Source organism: Pseudomonas sp. PA27(2017) (assembly GCF_001945445.1).
Classification (GTDB): Bacteria; Pseudomonadota; Gammaproteobacteria; order Pseudomonadales; family Pseudomonadaceae; genus Aquipseudomonas.
In genome coordinates, this window is record NZ_MSXW01000019.1 from 34,448 (window position 1) to 49,689 (window position 15,242).

Sequence of the window (15,242 nt, forward strand, 5' to 3'; positions counted from 1 at the left end):
AGAGCCTGTTCAAAGTCTCGCGAGCTAGAGCAATGCAAGGCCTGGGCGGCCCCGCAAAAACAGGCGAGGACCGGTCGGAGTCGCGCTCGACTTTACGAGCTGTAAATGAGCAGTCTGACGGGAACGCCTAGTTTGGGCTGGCAATCCAGCCTGTTTTTAACGCCGCAGTGCCGACGCGCAGCAGACTTTGCACAGGTTCTTAGCCGACATCCTTGCGCGTGGTGCGCTGGTTGCTGATCCGCGCGCGGCGAAAGTTCCAGCCCAGAAAAAGCCGCGAGGCCAGGTTGTCGCGGCTGTGGGGTTCACCGTAGTGCAGCAGCACGGTGGAGCGCAGCGCCTTGGGGTCGCAAGGCTCGTTGGCATGCAGCGAGCGGTAGCCCCAGAAGAAGTAGGCGTTGCCGGGCACGATCTTGATGGTGACAGGTTTCAACCAGCCGCGTTTGACCGCGAAGGTGACCAGCTTCTGGGTCAGGGTGTTCTGCATCAGCGCCTTTTCCAGAATGTTGAAGTACAGGTTGGAGCGGATGTTGCGCAGGTTGGGGAAGAAGATGAAGTCGCCGCAGTAACGGCCCTCGGTGGGCGTGACCAGCGGAATCAATGCTGTCAGCGCCGCGGCGTCATAGTGGAAGTAATAGGACTCGCGTTTGCCGCTCTGCCCCTGCAGGCAGCGTAGCGCCGGAAAGATGTCCGGTGAGCGCGGCGGCTGGCCAATGCCGCCTTGGTAGATCCGCCGGAACAGATCCTTGACCTGCGGCGAGACGCTCATCTGCTCGAAGATGCTGCCCCTCACGGCGTCCAGCCCCTGCAGGGCGAAGTACTCGTGCTCGTGGCGCTCCACTTCATGGTGGACGTGGGCGCGGGCGGCCTGCAACTGTTCGTCGGTGAGAAAACCTTCGATAACGGCATACCCATCCCGCTGCATGTCATGGAGCAGGCGTGGTACCTCCTGCGGGTCGGCTTTGGCGAAGTCGGGCATGGGGGCGGCGTCCTTAGCTGAGAGCGACGATCAGGCTGCAGGCGACTGCTTTCGAATCGCCTGCAATTGATACAGGTTCTCACTGTGTAGCCATTGGAACGCCGCAGCACCCGCTTTAGCGCGCGGTTTCTGACGAATGGGTACTGGCCTTAAGATGGCCATTACGCCTCGATCAGGGCTGTTGCGCCGACCAGCCCGTGCGTATTTCACCGTTATCCAGGCCCTGCACCGAATTGCCGAAAGCGTCCCTGGCATTCAGGTCGGCGCCCTTTTTTGCCAGACCATCGAGCATTTCCTTGCGCTGGAACAAGGCCGCATACATGGCCGCCGTCTGGCCGCTGTCGTTGCGTTGATCGGGGCTGCAGTCGGCATCGAGCAGGCGCTTGGCGATGCGCACCTCGCCCTTGAAGATCGCGCCCATCAGCGCGGTATTGCCACGCCGGTCCTGGGCGCAGGCGTCCGCCCCTGCACCCAGCAGGCGCTCCACCGCGGCGCGGTGACCGTGATAGGCCGCCAGGATCAGCGCGGTGTAGCCCTTGTCGTCAGCCGTATCGAGGTCATAACCCGCAGCGATGAATTCATCGAGCATCGCCACGTTGCCCTCACGGGCGGCCTGGAAGTAGTAATCGCGCAATTGCGCCTGAATGCGCTCGGCATCCGGCGGCGGTGTGCCGGCCAGCAGCGGCGCGGCAACAGCCAGCGCAAGGGCGAAACAGAACGTACGCAGCATGCAATCCTCCCGAGCGGCATTGCGCCGCATCTGGTCGCGGCGTGCGGCTCGCCCGAGCTGCACGCCATGAGCTGGCAGGCCTAGTCCTGCAGCTTGGCAGCCAGCGCCTTGACGCGGGCCAGGTCGCCCTTGGCTACTTTGGTCAACCCCTCGCCGTACTGCGCATCGGCCTTGTAGAAGAACGACAGCATGATGTGCTTGCTCTCGTCCTCGGCTTCGGCCAGAGCGCCGCCCAGGCTGGCGATCAGGTCGTCCTGCATCTTCTTGTCGTAGGAGCGGTACAGCTCACCGGCCTGCTTGAAGTTCTGCTCGCGCTGGATCTTCTTCTGCTCGGTGCTGCCGCTCAGTGGCAGGTTGCTGTAGCGCGCGTGCTCGCTGGCAGGCCGCGGGTTGATGCGGCTGGGCTCGTAGTTCACCTCTGTAGTGGTATGCCCGCTGTTCGCCGCGCCATCCTGGTTGCCGTTGTTGACCGGCACCTTGGCCTGGTTGATAGGCAGAAAGGCGTGGTTGGCGCCCAGCCGGTACATTTGCGTGTCGGCATAGGAGAACAGTCGGCCTTGCAGCAGGCGATCCTCGGAGGGCTCGATGCCCGGCACCAGGTTGGAGGGCGCCATGGCCACCTGCTCGGTTTCCTGGAACACGTTGTCCGGGTTCTTGTTCAAGACCATCTGGCCGATCTTCTTGTAGGGCACGTCCGGCCAGATCTTGGTGGCATCCAGCGGGTCGAAGTCGTACCTGGCCAGGTCAGCCGGTTCGAGCACCTGGATGTACAAATCCCACTTGGGGTAGTCGCCAGCGTTGATCGTGGTGATCAGGTCGCGGCTCATGTGGTTGAAATCCTTGCCCTGGATCTGCTCGGTCTGCTTGGGGTCGTTGTTCTTGATGCCCTGCTGGCTGCGCCACTGGAACTTGACGTAACGGTACTCGTTCCTGGCGTTGACCAGCTTGTAGGCGTGCACGCTGTTGCCGTTCATTTGCCGGTAGTTGGCCGGCGTACCCTCGTTGGAATACAGCAGCGTCAGGGTGCGAGTGGCTTCGGGCACGTGGCTGAAGAAGTCGAACTGGGTGCGGTTGCTGCCGTAGTTGGTGTTGGGGTCGGGCTTGAAGGCGTGCACCATGTCCGGGAACTTGATGGCATCGCGGATGAAGAAGGTCGGAAAGTTGTTGCCGACCAGGTCCCAGTTGCCTTCGCTGGTGTAGAACTTGGTGGCGAAGCCGCGTGGGTCGCGCAGGGTTTCCGGGGAGTGGTTGCCGTGCACCACGCTGGAGAAGCGCACGAACACCGGCGTGGTGGTGCCCTTGGTGAAGACCTTGGCGCGGGTCAGGTCGGCGATGTCTGCCGTGGCGGTGAATTCGCCATGGGCGCCGGTACCGCGGGCATGCACCACGCGCTCGGGGATGCGCTCGCGGTCGAAGCGCTGCAGCTTCTGGATCAGTTGCACGTCCTGCAGCAGGGTTGGGCCGGTGTCGCCTGCGGTCTGCGAGTTCTGGTTGTCGCCCACCGGCGCGCCGTTGTCGCGGGTCAAGGGCGCGGCCTGGGCCGAGAGACTGAGCAGCGAGGCGGACAAGGCCGCAGTCATCAAGCCAAGGGCGGGCGCCCGTTGGGTCGTGGGTTTCATGGGTGAGTCCTCGTCGTTTTTATGAGTACGCGCGTCATGCGCTCGCACCAAACTACGAGAGGCCGGCCGCCTGGCTAAATTGGAAAAAGCCAGCGCCTTGATAGGCAATGCTTATTACCTGATAGAGCGAAGCCGTGATAAGCGAAGCGGTGGACAACCCACCGCACATGTGGGGGCGCCGACCTCGGCGCGAAGGATCGTGGCCATGCCGCGATTACGGCGCTGGCCAGACCATTCGCCCCGGTCGGGGCTCCCACAAGATCCGAGAACCCGGCAATCCCGAATCCCCCACCGCCCGCGTGGGAGCGTCGCCCTCGGCGCGAAGGATCGTGGCCATACTGCGATTACGGCGCTGGCCGGACCATTCGCCCCGAGTCGGGGCTCCCACACGACCCCGGACAACCCACCGCACATGTGGGAGCGTCGCCCTCGGCGCGAAGGATTGTGGCCATGCCGCGGTTACGGCGCTGGCCAGACCATTCGCCCCGAGGCGGGGCTCCCACGGGGCGCCGGCCGACCCACGCTATCTCGGATAACCCACCGTGCGCCTCACACCCGAAAGTGGCTGACCATCGTTTGCAACTGATTGCCCAGGCGCGCCAGCTCGACACTGGAGGCGGCGGTTTCTTCGCTGGCTTCGGCAGTCTGCTCGGAGATGTCGCGTACGTTGACCACGCTGCGGCTGATCTCCTCGGCCACTGCGCCCTGCTGCTCGGCGGCAGCGGCGATCTGCTGGTTCATCGCCTGGATGTTCGACACCTTGCTGGTGATCGCGCCCAGGGCGTCACCGGCGCGGCGGGTCAGCGCCACGCTGCTGTCGGTCAGCTCGCGGCTGCCCTGCATGATCGCCGCCACTTGTTGAGTGCCCTGCTGCAGGCCGGCGATCAACCCCTCGATCTCCTCGGTGGATTTCTGCGTGCGCTGGGCCAGGCCGCGCACCTCGTCCGCCACCACCGCGAAACCACGCCCGGCCTCCCCGGCCCGCGCCGCCTCGATGGCCGCGTTGAGAGCAAGCAGATTGGTCTGCTCGGCCACGGACTTGATCACATCCATCACCCCGCCGATCTTCTTGCTCTCGCTTTGCAGCTCACCCATCGCCTCGCTGGAGCGGCTAACCTCGGCGGCCAGGCGGTCGATCTGCGCGATGGCCTCGTCGACCACGCGATCGCCCTGGCTCGCTTCCCGGTCTGCATCCACGGCTGCTTGGGACGCTTCGGCGGCACTGCGCGCGACCTCTTGCACGGTGGCGGACATCTCCTGCATGGCCGTGGCCACCTGATCGGTCTCCACCTTCTGGCTGTTGACCCCGGCGCTGGTCTGCCCGGTCACGGCGGACAGCTGCTCGGCCGCGCTGGCGATCTGGGTAACGCCATCACGAATGCCGCCGATCAGCTCGCGCAGGGTGCTGCCCATACGCCCGATGCCTTGCTGCAGCACGCCCAGCTCGTCACGGCGGCTGACCTGCAGCGTGTGGCTGAGGTCACCACTGGTGATGCGCTCGACAGCGACCAGGGTTTCCTGCAGCGGCCGGGTGATCTGCCGGGTGATCAGCCAGGCCGCGAGAATGCCCACCAGCAGCGCCAGCAGGGTGGCGGCCGTCATCATGCGAGTGGCAAAGGCGCTGTCGTCGTCACGCAGGGTGACCTGCATGGCCAGCAATGCATCGCTGCCCTTGACGATTTCCTGCACCTGGGCGGTCATCGCATCGCGCAATTGCACGCGCTCGGCGGTTGCCGTGCGATAGGTGCCCAGCAGGCTGCGGTAATCGCGCACGGTGCTTTGCAACTGCTCGATCACGTCGCGGTAGTCACCGGCAAACGCCGTGGTCAGGCCGCCTAAGCCCTGATCGACCCGCTCGATCTGCTGGTTCAACGCCTGTTCGGTGCGCTCGCTGACGTCGGCGGTGTAGCTCAGCACCCGGTAGCGCAGGGTCTGCACATCGTCCTTGGCGCGGGCAATGGCCTGGTAACGCGCGAAGCCCGCTTCGCTGCCGGCGGCACTGCGTGACACCTCGTCCCTGACGCGGTCGATCAGCTCACCGGCGCGGTCGGCCAGGTCGACCATCTCGATACGAGTCTTGTTGGCGGTGGCATAGGCCAAGGTGGTCTTGTCGTAGGCCTGCTGGTACTGCTCGATCAGCTCGATCTGCTGCTTGATCAGGCGGATGTTTTCCGGGTTCTGGAAGTGCGGCAGGATTTCCTGTTGCCGCTGAGACAGCACGCGAATCTGCTGCTGTACCTGCTCACCTTCCGCAGCGCCGCCATTGGAAAGCAGATACTGCAAGCGCGCCACACGCAAGTCGGTCAGGGTGTGGGTCAGCTCGTTGACGTCCGTCATGCGCTCGCTGCGCTGCACCACGCTGCCCAGGCTGGTCCAGCCGACGAAGGCCAGGGCCATGGTCAGAAGCAGCACCAGGCCGAAGCCCAAAGCCAATTTGCGGGTGACGCTGATGTTGCCAAACCATGCCTTCATGGATCGCTCCGACTACTCGAACAGATGATCAGGAAAGTGCGCGATGGCTGGCCGTGTTGCCCAGGGCTAAGCCCAAAAGCAGCACCCAGAATCGCTAGATATCACTTTGATATCGCATTGACGTGATACCGCTCACCTTGGTTCAACCAATTTGCGAGCCAGCTCGTCTAGCACGGCGCTTCGCTGGCCGAGCACATCGAGTTCGACCCATTCGGCTGCCAGGCGGTCTCACCCATATAGGCAGGCTGGCGGAGCGATGGATGAACGCATTCGATTGGCAGCGCATGCTGCTGGGTGATTTCCCATTCCTGTTTCTGGGTGAAGTGGCGTTTCGCGCGCTGTTCGCCTTCGTGGTGGTGTTCGTGTTTCTCAAGGTCAGCGGCCGGCGCGGCATTCGCCAGCTGTCGCTGTTCGAGCTGGTGGTAATCCTCACCCTCGGCTCGGCGGCCGGTGACGTGTCGTTCTACGACGACGTGCCGCTGCTGCCGGTGGCCATGGTGTTCGTCACCCTGCTGGTGCTGTACCGCGTCACGGTGACGATGATGCGCCGCAGCGAGCGCATCTCCGACTGGATGGAAGGCAAGCCCGTGACCATCATCAAGGACGGCCTCTACGAGCTGAACAGCCTGGATCACCTGAACATTTCGTCCGATGAATTCTTCATGGAGCTGCGCCAGCAAGGCGTCGAGCACCTGGGCCAGGTGCGCCTCGGCATTCTGGAAACCGACGGCGACATGAGCCTGTACTTCTTCGCCGCCGATGCGGTAAAGCCCGGCCTTAGCGTGTTGCCGGCCGAGCACCGCCGTGACTACCAGCAGGTACCCGAGGCCGGCACCTACGCCTGCGTGCGCTGCGGCTACACGCAGCCGATGGATGCAGGGCAAGCGGCCAATTGCCCGCGCTGCAGCCAGCGCATCTGGTCGCCAGCGCTGAGCCATGAACGGCTACGCTGATCGCCACAGCGCCCACCGGAAAAAATCACCTGAACGGTTCTGCATCGTGGCGCCTCTACCCTCCTATCGCGCCAGCAACGAGGCGCCCACAGAAGAAAAGGCCCGCACCATGACTGCATTTCTGATCGGCTCGGCAGTGGTATTCCTGGCTCTGTTCGTGATTGGCCTGTACTCCGGCGTCACCCTGCTTCACGAACTCGAATAAGCACCGCGCCGACTAGAAAACCGGCAAATGCCGGTTTTGTCCCTTAGCGGCAGCACTTATCGATCACACGGCCAGCATGGCTCCGCGTTTTACTGCGCCTGGCGACATACCCACTGAACGCTTGAAGGCCCGGCTGAACGCCGCCAGTGAGCCATAGCCAAGCGCCTCGGCCACCCGCTCGACCGATACCTGCTCATCACGCAGGCACTGCAGTGCCAGGCGCATCCGCAGGTCGGTCAGGTAACGCAATGGGGCGACCCCCAAAGCGCGTAGAAAGCGCTGTGCGAATACCGAGCGCGACTGCCCTGCCTCGCCTGCCAACGCGGCTACCGTCCACGGCCGTTCCGGGTGTCTATGCATCGACAGCAGCGCCTTGCTCAACCGCGGGTCGTGCAGCGCACTGATCCACCCGCCCGCCTCGCCATCACCGGCAGTAATCCAGCCCCGTACGATCAGCGCAGCCACCACCTCGGCCAGCCGCGCCAGGATGCCGCCGTGACCGGCCAGCAGCAGCAGGGACTCGCGCTCCATCGCCTCGAGCAGCGGACGAATCTCCGGCGCGCAGTCGAGCAGCGTGTCGACACGCATCACCTCCGGCATGGCCGCTACCAGCGGCTGCATGCCGCCCAACTCCAGTTGCATGCAACAACTGAAGATAATCGCCGCCTGCGGATCGCACGGCTGAGCGTCGGCCGGCAGATTCAGGTCGAACGCCTGAATGGCACGGCTGCCAACCTGCGGTGCCGCCAACATCGCGTGCTGCCCGCCACGGGGCAGCAACACCGCATCGCCGCTTTCCAGGCGGTGCATGTCGCCACCTGGGCTGCGTAGCCAGACAGGCCCACGCGCCACGAAATGAAACTGCCCGCGCCCCAGCTCATTGGTAAAGCCAATGCCCTGAGCCGCCCGCACCGTAAGGCGACGAAACTGCACACCGCAGAGGCGCATGCCGCCCAGCAGCTCGCTGATCAGGTCATTCGCGCTCATGGTGGATCCTCAGAAGATCAGGACGATCGATCAATAATCAAAAACGATTCGTCATGGATCGTCCCATATCATCGCCATAGACTCAACGCCATTCGTTCATCCCCAGGAGCCCCCATGAATCCCTCACATCCCTCCAGAACCGTGCGCGATCTCTGGCTCGTACTGCTGCTCGCTGCGGTATCCAGCGCCGCTTTCGCCACCGAGAAACACTACCGTGTGACCACGCCCGCTGGCCTGCAAGTTGCCGTACAGGAAGCGGGCAATCCCGATGGCCCGGCCATCGTGTTCATCCATGGTCTGCTGGGCAGCCGGCTGAACTGGCAACGCCAGATCGAAAGCCCAGCGCTGCAGGGTTACCGGTTGATCAGCTACGACCTGCGCGGCCACGGCCTCTCCGACAAGCCGACCGATAGCGATGCCTACAACGATGGCCGCCGCTACGCCGACGACCTGGCCGCCGTACTGGCCGCAACGGGCGCCAAGCGACCCGTGCTGGTAGGCTGGTCCCTGGGTGGGCTGGTGATATCCGATTACCTGGCCGCCCATGGCGATGCCGCGATCGGCGGGGCTGTCTACGTCAATGCCGTTATCGAACTGACCGAAGCGCTGATCACCCCACACCCCAAGGTGTACGCCGGCCTGGCCTCGGATGACCTGAAAACCCACCTCGATGCCCTGCGCGCCTTCGTGCGCCTGTGCTTCCACACCCAGCCCGATGCCGACAGCATGGAGGTGCTGCTGACCAACGCAGCGATGGCCTCCTGGCCGATGACCCGCGCCATTCCAGGCATGCGCAGTGCGGCCGCTGACGGGCTACCCAAGGCGCAGGTTCCGCTGCTGTTGCTCTACGGCGCCAGGGACCAGCTCGTGCAGGTGCAACCGAGCATTGCCCGCGCCCAGGCGCTCAACTCGCGGGCGCAGGCGAAACGTTATGCGCAGTCCGGGCACGCGCCCTTTTTCGAAGAAGCCGAGCGCTTCAACGGGGACCTGGCGGCTTTCATGAAGACTGCCTCAGCCGGGCGATAGACGTGAAAAAGCCCGGCCATCCCTGGCCGGGCTTTCACACTGGGGCTCTGGATGCGGGCCAGTGGCCCTGGCCTTACTGGCCGAACGGCGCGGGCCGGCCGTTGCCACTGCCCTTGCTCTGGCAATAGGCGGAAGGCTGCATCAGGCCGAAGCTGGCGACAGCGAAGGAGGCACCGCTGGCGCCGCTGGGCACGGTGCAGTTGTAGTCACCCGAACTCGTGCGCGCGACGAAGTAGGTCTGCATGGAGTCGCTGCGCACGTTGCCGACGCTGCTTACCGGCTCGCCCAGATTGGTCTCGGCCAGCGACTTGAGCTTGTCTTCGGACGGATTGATATTGCTGCAACCAGCAAGGCCAACAAACAGGGCGCCAAGCAGCGCGAGGGAGGTGACCGGGGAACGCAGTTTCATGGTGTGCTTCCTTGAAATTATTGTGATGCTCCACAACGAACGGTTGCCTCGCTGCAAATGCGCAAGGACTTGAAAACGTTGGAGATACCACCAAACCATAACCCCGCATCACAGCCCGGTCATTAGCACAGGCGTGCTAATGGCACTATGAAACCGACTGCAATCATCCGCTGCGTGCCACCTTTACTCAGGCGTTGGCAGTCGCCCCGCTCAGCTATCCACCACCTTGTAGTCCTCGGCCTTCAGCGGCTTCACCCCGCCGGCCCGGCTGATGCCATACAGCACCACACCGACCAGCAACAGCGCGCCAGCCCGTAGCCAGGTTTGCGCGTCCTGCTGGCTCATCAGCAGCAGGCACGAGGCCACGCCGAGCACCGGTACCCAAGTCGGCACGCGGAAATGATCCGCCGCCACCTTGTCCCGACGCAGCACCAGCACCGCCAGGTTGGTGCTGATGAACACGAACAGCAACAACAGCACCACGGTCTGCGCCAGCGTGGCCAGCGAGCCGGTCAGCGTCAGCACGATGGCCACCAGCGTGGTCGCCACGATGGCTGCCGCCGGCGTACGCCGCTCGGCCAGCACTCTGCCCAGCAAACGCGGCAACAAGCCCTGATGGGCCATGCCATAGGCCAGCCGGCTGGCCATGATCATCGTCAGCAAGGCGCCGTTGGCCACGGCGATCAACGCGATAAAGGCGAACAGCTGCGCCGGGATGCCCAGGCCCGAGGCCTTCACCACCTCCAGCAGCGGCGCGGTGGAATGGGCCAACTGTTCCACGGGCATCACCACCGCCGCCCCGATGGCCACCGCCATGTAGATCGCCCCGGCAATAAGCAAGGCGCCAAACAGCGCCCGTGGGTAGGTCTTGCGCACGTCACGAATTTCTTCGGCCAAATTGGCAGAGGTCTCGAAACCCACGAAGGAATAGAACGCCAGCAGCGCCGCACCGAGCACCGCATAGGCCGGGTTGACCCCCGCCTTGAATTCCACCACCCGGCTGAAATCGCCCTCGCCGCCGCGCAGGAACCACGCCGCAGCGACTATCACCAGCAGCAGCCCGGAAAGCTCGATGGTGGTCATCACCAGATTGGCCGACAGCGACTCCTTGATGCCGCGTGCATTGAGCAGGCCGATCACCACCAGAAAAACCAGCGCCGCCACATGGGCGGGAACGTCGACGAACGCTGCCAGGTAATCCCCGGCAAACGCCAGGGACAGCCCCGCCGCACTGGTCACCGCAGCAGCCAGCATGCAAAAGCCCACCAGAAACGACACCAGCGGCGACTTGTACGCCCTGGCCGCAAACACCGCCGAGGCCCCGGCATGGGGGTACTTGGTAACCAGCTCGGCGTACGAACCCGCTGTAAGCAACGCAAAGCCCAGCGCCACCAGCAAAGCCACCCAGACCGCCCCGCCCACCTCGCCAGCGATCACTCCCGCCAACGCATACACCCCAGCGCCCAGCACATCGCCAAGAATGAACAGGGTCAGCATCGAGCCGGTGATCGCACGCTTCAATGTGGGAGTTGGCGGGGTATTTGCGGCGGGCATTGTTCACGTCCTGTTTGTCTTCAAAGCTGCAGCCAAAGCCCCAGGCCACAGGTGGCAGCAAGGCAGAATCACAATTAGCGGGACTCAAAGGATCTGTGGGAGCGGGCGGGGACACCTAGTCCATGCCCGCGAAAAATGCCGACACAACACGCTCCTAAAAGGAAGGCCCCACCCTCAGCCGCGCCACCTCACAGCAACGCAACCGACTCAGCGCCTAGACAAAATGACCTAGCGCTCATCCGTCCGCGCCGTACCATTCTCACGCTCTTTCAACGCATCCTGATCCGAACCCGGATTGCCCGCTGGCGGTGTCCAGTCCACACGATTCTTCTTGGCCTCGGCCTCATTGCTGCCTTGCTTGGGCTCCGACTTGGCCTTCTCCAGCCCCGAGCCATGCCCTGCCCCGGTATCCACTTCCTTGTCGCTGGAAGACTCGAAAGCGGACTCTGATTCGCTATGTTCGACTGCCATGACCACACTCCCGTAACGACGCAGGACATCTGCGCATACAGGTCTGAGAAGCCCTGTACGACGGGAGTGCAATGGTTTCGACAGGCGGCAACGGCGGGCCTTGGTTTTGCCAGCGGCCTGCATGGTTGCCATCTGCAAACCTGCGGGCTAGAGTGCGCGGGTCGTGGTCAATCCCGCGGCCGGGCGTCAGAACCCGCGAAAACCAGGAACGCACTAGCGCTATGAGCGTAGTGAGCATGTTGGTGCTCGCTATCGCGTCTTTATGGCAGGCCGTGCGGGGCAGGCTTCGGCCTGGCCGGTTCCCTTGGTTTCCGGTTTCTGACCCCCGTACGGTCTGCCACCCAAATCGAGTCAGAACGGTCGGTGGCAGCTCCTTAACGAAACCAAGGAGCATAAGGAAAATGCGCCACCCAGCTTTTACGCCAGGGCACCACCCTGCTCGCCCCAACGGCCCACAAACCTCCATCCCGGAGGTGCCCCATGGCTAACCCACTCGGCCGTGTACTCAACTTCCCCAGACGCCCTAACCCGATTACAGGCGCCACCTTCCAGGCCCAAAGCGCACTGGCCGATGCCGACCGGCACGCCGTGCTCCTGAACGAACTACTCGAAGACCTGCTGCGCAAGGAACGAGAGCGCCCCGACTCACTTCGCGTGCGAATGGCCTGCTTCGCCGCCCAAGAACTGCTCACGGAACTGACGGTGCTCTACCGCCGGGCAAGCTGCGAAAGCCGGGGAGGTAAGCGCCATGACTAAAGGCGTGACCACCACCCTAACCACCAACGACGGCTATCCCGGCCTCACAATCGCCTGGTCAAAAGACTGCCGCCCGGCCTTTCATAAAGGCGTCCGCGCGGCAGAACGTTGGTTAAACGGCAAGCGCAGTCACTGGCTGTGGGCTGCGCTGATTTTCGAGCGGGACGCGCTACCGGATGAGACGGACCGGAAAGCCTTTGAGGTGGCGTTTATGAGTCGGATTCAGCAGAGGCTGGAGGGGACTGGCTGAACTAGTTGCAGTGAATGAAAGACCGAGGCACACGCAGCTGCAACTCTGCCTCGGCGCTCGAATTGCTGCGGTTAAAGAGATCGAGCATACAGGTTCTTGAGGCCGCGGGCTGTCCATTAACCCATTGGCCGATACCTCGTGCAAAGCTACAAGACCGCACCAATTCAACAATTTCATTCCGCCAGCGGTCACGGCGGTCGCGGAAGAAAAACTTAATTCTATGTCTGGGAATTGTTGACCACTACAATCTGATCGGCTCAACGGCCAGATAAAAAGTTGACTTCTGTTTTTTTTGGATGTTGAATGCTCCCCCTTATTTCCACCCCCCTCTCTCAAGTGGTGAACGAAGTGCCCTGCTCCAGCCAACAAGCCTGATACCGACGACGGTCCATCGTGCCTGATGGCTGCCTGCGCACTTGCGTGGCCGCTTCCCACATTTTGCCCGCCTGAACCCTTGTCGTCGGTTTTCCCAATTGCAATGGAGAAAACCCATGAACATGGATTTCCGCGCCTATGCGCAAAACCTCGAGCTACAAAAATACCCACGCACGCCCCACCTGGAGAGCTCTCGCCTGCAGCCGGGCGATACCGATAGCGATCAGGTTCGTTATGCCTCACTGAGCGGGCAGTGGCTGGTCGTGGAGGAAAAACTGGACGGTGCCAATGCCGGCATCAGTTTCTCCGCGGCCGGTGAACTCCTGCTGCAATCGCGTGGCCACTACCTGACCGGTGGTGGTCGGGAGCGCCAGTTCAACCTCTTCAAGCAGTGGGCCGTGGCCCACGAGGACTGGTTGCTGAGCCGCCTTGAAGACCGCTACGTGCTGTTCGGCGAGTGGATGCACAAGAAGCATTCGGTGTTCTACGACCGCCTGCCGCACTTCTTCTGCGAGTTCGATATCTGGGATCGGGCCCATGGCCTGTTCCTCCCGACGACAGCCCGGCGCCAGCTGCTGCGCGACGGCCCGGTGCTGTCGGTGCCGGTGCTTCATGAAGGGCTGGCACCAGTGCGGCTCAAGGATCTGCTTGAGCTGCTCGGCGACTCGCAGGCCAAGTCGCCGGCATGGCATAGCGCCTTCGAAGCCACGGTGCAGCGCGAAGGCCTGGACCTGGAACGGGCGTGGCGGCAGTGCGACAAGTCGACGGTGATGGAAGGCCTGTACCTGAAGCTCGAAGACGAAAAACAAACCAACGGACGCCTCAAGTGGGTTCGCCAGGACTTCGTCCAGGCGATCCTCGATGCGGACCAGCATCATGCGAACCAGCCATTCATTCCCAACCTGCTGGCCGACGGGGTTGACCTCTACGCCCCTCGCCTGTCGATGGACTGGAATGGCCAGCGGTCTGGTTATTGAAGGAGAACAACAAAATGGACATTCAACAACTGCAAGGCCTGGTTCCAGAACCGGGCCAGCGCTTCGACGCGAAGGCATGCTTGGAAGCGATTCCTGCCCTGCTGCGCCTGGCGAGCACACCCCAGGATCCGCACTACCACGCCGAGGGCGACGTATGGATCCACACCTGCATGGTGGTCGAGGCCCTGCTCGCGCAACCGCGCTATCAGCAAGCCACCGAGGAACAGCGCCTGGTGCTGTTCCTGGCAGCGCTGCTGCACGACATCTCGAAGCCGGACACCACGGTGATCGACACCGAAACCGGGCGCATCGGCCAGCCCGGCCACTCACGACGCGGCGCCGTGGATACTCGCCTACTGCTGTGGCGGGCAGGCATGCCCTTCGAGTTGCGCGAGCAGGTATGCCGGATCATCTCGGTGCACCAGTTGCCGTTCTTCGCGCTTTCGGGCAATCGCAGCGGGCAGAGCCCGGAGTTCATCCTGCACAAGCTGTCGTGGGAGCTGCCGGTATGGATGCTCTGCGCGGTCGCGGAAGCGGACATGCAGGGGCGCACCTACGTGGGCAAGCAAGCCGTGCTAGACGAGATCGAGCTGTTTCGCGAGCTGGCCGCCGAGGAAGGCTGCCTGTATGGGCCACGGGCATTCGTCGATGACTACACCCGTATCCAGTACTTCCGCGGTGCCCGGGTGCATCCCGACTACCCGCTGCATGAGCCGGAGGGCTCGCGGGTCATCATGCTGTCCGGCATGCCGGCCAGTGGCAAGAACACCTGGGTGGCCAAACACCACCCGGATCTGCCGGTGATCTCCTTCGACGACGCCCGCGAGGCCCTGGGCCTGCGCCATGGTGAGAACGAAGGCGCCGCTGCGCACTTCGCCATCGACCGGGCCAAGTCATTGCTGCGCGAGAAACAGCCCTTTGTCTGGAACTCCACGCACCTGTCGGCGCAGATGCGCAAGAAGACCCTCGACCTGCTGTACGCCTACCAGGCCAAGGTGCAGATCCAGTATCTGGAGATGCCCGAGAAAGAGGTCTACCGGCGTAACACCCGGCGCGACACCAGCCTGCGTAACGAGGATATCCGCCGCATGCTGTTCAAATGGGAGGTGCCGCTGCCAAGCGAGGCCCACCAGGTTCACTACCACAGCGAATCGGCTGTGCTGTAGCTGGGCGCTCACTTGGGTGCAGACGCTCGAAGTGACCACAAATCGACCCGCATGATGCGGCTAAACCCGCCTCATTGCTGTTGTTGACACGAGGTCATTCGCGCAAGTGGGCTTTTACGACACAGGGTTAACGGCACAAAAACAAAAAAGCCCGATCATTTCTGATCGGGCTTTGATGTTGGGATTATTTGGTCGGGACGGAGTGATTCGAACACTCTACCCCTTGCACCCCATGCAGGTAAAAAACTTTCCAAGGACATCCAATCTAATCCGATCATACCCAGCAAGCGATTGATTTTTATGGAGTAAAGAAATT

Annotated in this window: 14 protein-coding genes; 6 read left to right on the forward strand and 8 right to left on the reverse strand. The window is 63.0% G+C overall.

Annotation, left to right across the window (positions count from 1 at the left end; all coding sequences use genetic code 11):
* Positions 1–199: 199 nt before the first annotated feature.
* The 4 genes from BVH06_RS10075 to BVH06_RS10090 form a co-directional block, all read right to left on the reverse strand.
* Positions 200–976: a hypothetical protein gene (locus BVH06_RS10075; RefSeq protein WP_075933975.1), complete on the reverse strand. Its 777-nt coding sequence runs from the start codon at positions 974–976 to the stop codon at positions 200–202.
* A 172-nt stretch (positions 977–1,148) separates the two neighbouring features.
* Entirely contained in the window at positions 1,149–1,706 is a 558-nt protein-coding gene (locus BVH06_RS10080) for an ankyrin repeat domain-containing protein (protein ID WP_083651974.1), read from the reverse strand.
* Positions 1,707–1,786: 80 nt separating this feature from the next.
* Positions 1,787–3,286: a catalase gene (locus BVH06_RS10085; protein WP_371915279.1), complete on the reverse strand. Its 1,500-nt coding sequence runs from the start codon at positions 3,284–3,286 to the stop codon at positions 1,787–1,789.
* A gap of 588 nt (positions 3,287–3,874) precedes the next feature.
* Positions 3,875–5,797, reverse strand: a complete 1,923-nt coding sequence (locus tag BVH06_RS10090; RefSeq protein ID WP_075933977.1) for a methyl-accepting chemotaxis protein — start codon at positions 5,795–5,797, stop codon at positions 3,875–3,877.
* A gap of 260 nt (positions 5,798–6,057) precedes the next feature.
* On the opposite strand from BVH06_RS10090, the gene BVH06_RS10095 reads away from it, so the two are divergent.
* On the forward strand, positions 6,058–6,750 hold the full coding sequence (locus tag BVH06_RS10095) for a DUF421 domain-containing protein (protein ID WP_075933978.1): 693 nt from the start codon (positions 6,058–6,060) through the stop codon (positions 6,748–6,750).
* Positions 6,751–7,018: 268 nt separating this feature from the next.
* Here the strand turns inward: BVH06_RS10095 and BVH06_RS10100 are convergent, their stop codons facing one another.
* Complete coding sequence (locus BVH06_RS10100; RefSeq protein ID WP_075933979.1) at positions 7,019–7,942, reverse strand: AraC family transcriptional regulator; 924 nt, start codon at positions 7,940–7,942, stop codon at positions 7,019–7,021.
* Between the two features lie 114 nt (positions 7,943–8,056).
* Here BVH06_RS10100 and BVH06_RS10105 point away from each other — a divergent pair, with 114 nt between their 5' ends.
* On the forward strand, positions 8,057–8,968 hold the full coding sequence (locus tag BVH06_RS10105; protein ID WP_075933980.1) for an alpha/beta fold hydrolase: 912 nt from the start codon (positions 8,057–8,059) through the stop codon (positions 8,966–8,968).
* 73 nt (positions 8,969–9,041) lie between these two features.
* On the opposite strand, the gene BVH06_RS10110 is transcribed toward BVH06_RS10105, so the two are convergent.
* The 3 genes from BVH06_RS10110 to BVH06_RS10120 all read right to left on the reverse strand — a co-directional run bounded on the left by BVH06_RS10110 (position 9,042) and on the right by BVH06_RS10120 (position 11,402).
* Entirely contained in the window at positions 9,042–9,377 is a 336-nt protein-coding gene (locus BVH06_RS10110) for a hypothetical protein (protein ID WP_075933981.1), read from the reverse strand.
* A gap of 210 nt (positions 9,378–9,587) precedes the next feature.
* The gene (locus BVH06_RS10115; protein WP_075933982.1) at positions 9,588–10,931 is read right to left on the reverse strand and encodes an APC family permease; all 1,344 of its coding nucleotides are present in this window, start codon (positions 10,929–10,931) and stop codon (positions 9,588–9,590) included.
* Between the two features lie 228 nt (positions 10,932–11,159).
* Positions 11,160–11,402 (reverse strand): hypothetical protein, encoded by a 243-nt coding sequence (locus BVH06_RS10120; RefSeq protein WP_075933983.1) that lies wholly within the window; start codon positions 11,400–11,402, stop codon positions 11,160–11,162.
* Positions 11,403–11,882: 480 nt separating this feature from the next.
* Between BVH06_RS10120 and BVH06_RS10125 the strand changes: the two genes are divergently transcribed.
* From BVH06_RS10125 to BVH06_RS10140, 4 genes are all read left to right on the forward strand, one after another.
* On the forward strand, positions 11,883–12,158 hold the full coding sequence (locus BVH06_RS10125; protein ID WP_075933984.1) for a hypothetical protein: 276 nt from the start codon (positions 11,883–11,885) through the stop codon (positions 12,156–12,158).
* A complete protein-coding gene (locus tag BVH06_RS10130; RefSeq protein WP_075933985.1) occupies positions 12,151–12,408 on the forward strand; it encodes a LasR-specific antiactivator QslA in 258 nt (85 codons plus the stop codon). The genes BVH06_RS10125 and BVH06_RS10130 overlap by 8 nt, the downstream gene beginning before the upstream one ends.
* A 491-nt stretch (positions 12,409–12,899) precedes the next feature.
* Entirely contained in the window at positions 12,900–13,760 is an 861-nt protein-coding gene (locus tag BVH06_RS10135; RefSeq protein WP_075933986.1) for an RNA ligase family protein, read from the forward strand.
* 14 nt (positions 13,761–13,774) lie between these two features.
* Complete coding sequence (locus BVH06_RS10140; RefSeq protein ID WP_075933987.1) at positions 13,775–14,926, forward strand: AAA family ATPase; 1,152 nt, start codon at positions 13,775–13,777, stop codon at positions 14,924–14,926.
* Positions 14,927–15,242 lie beyond the last annotated feature (316 nt).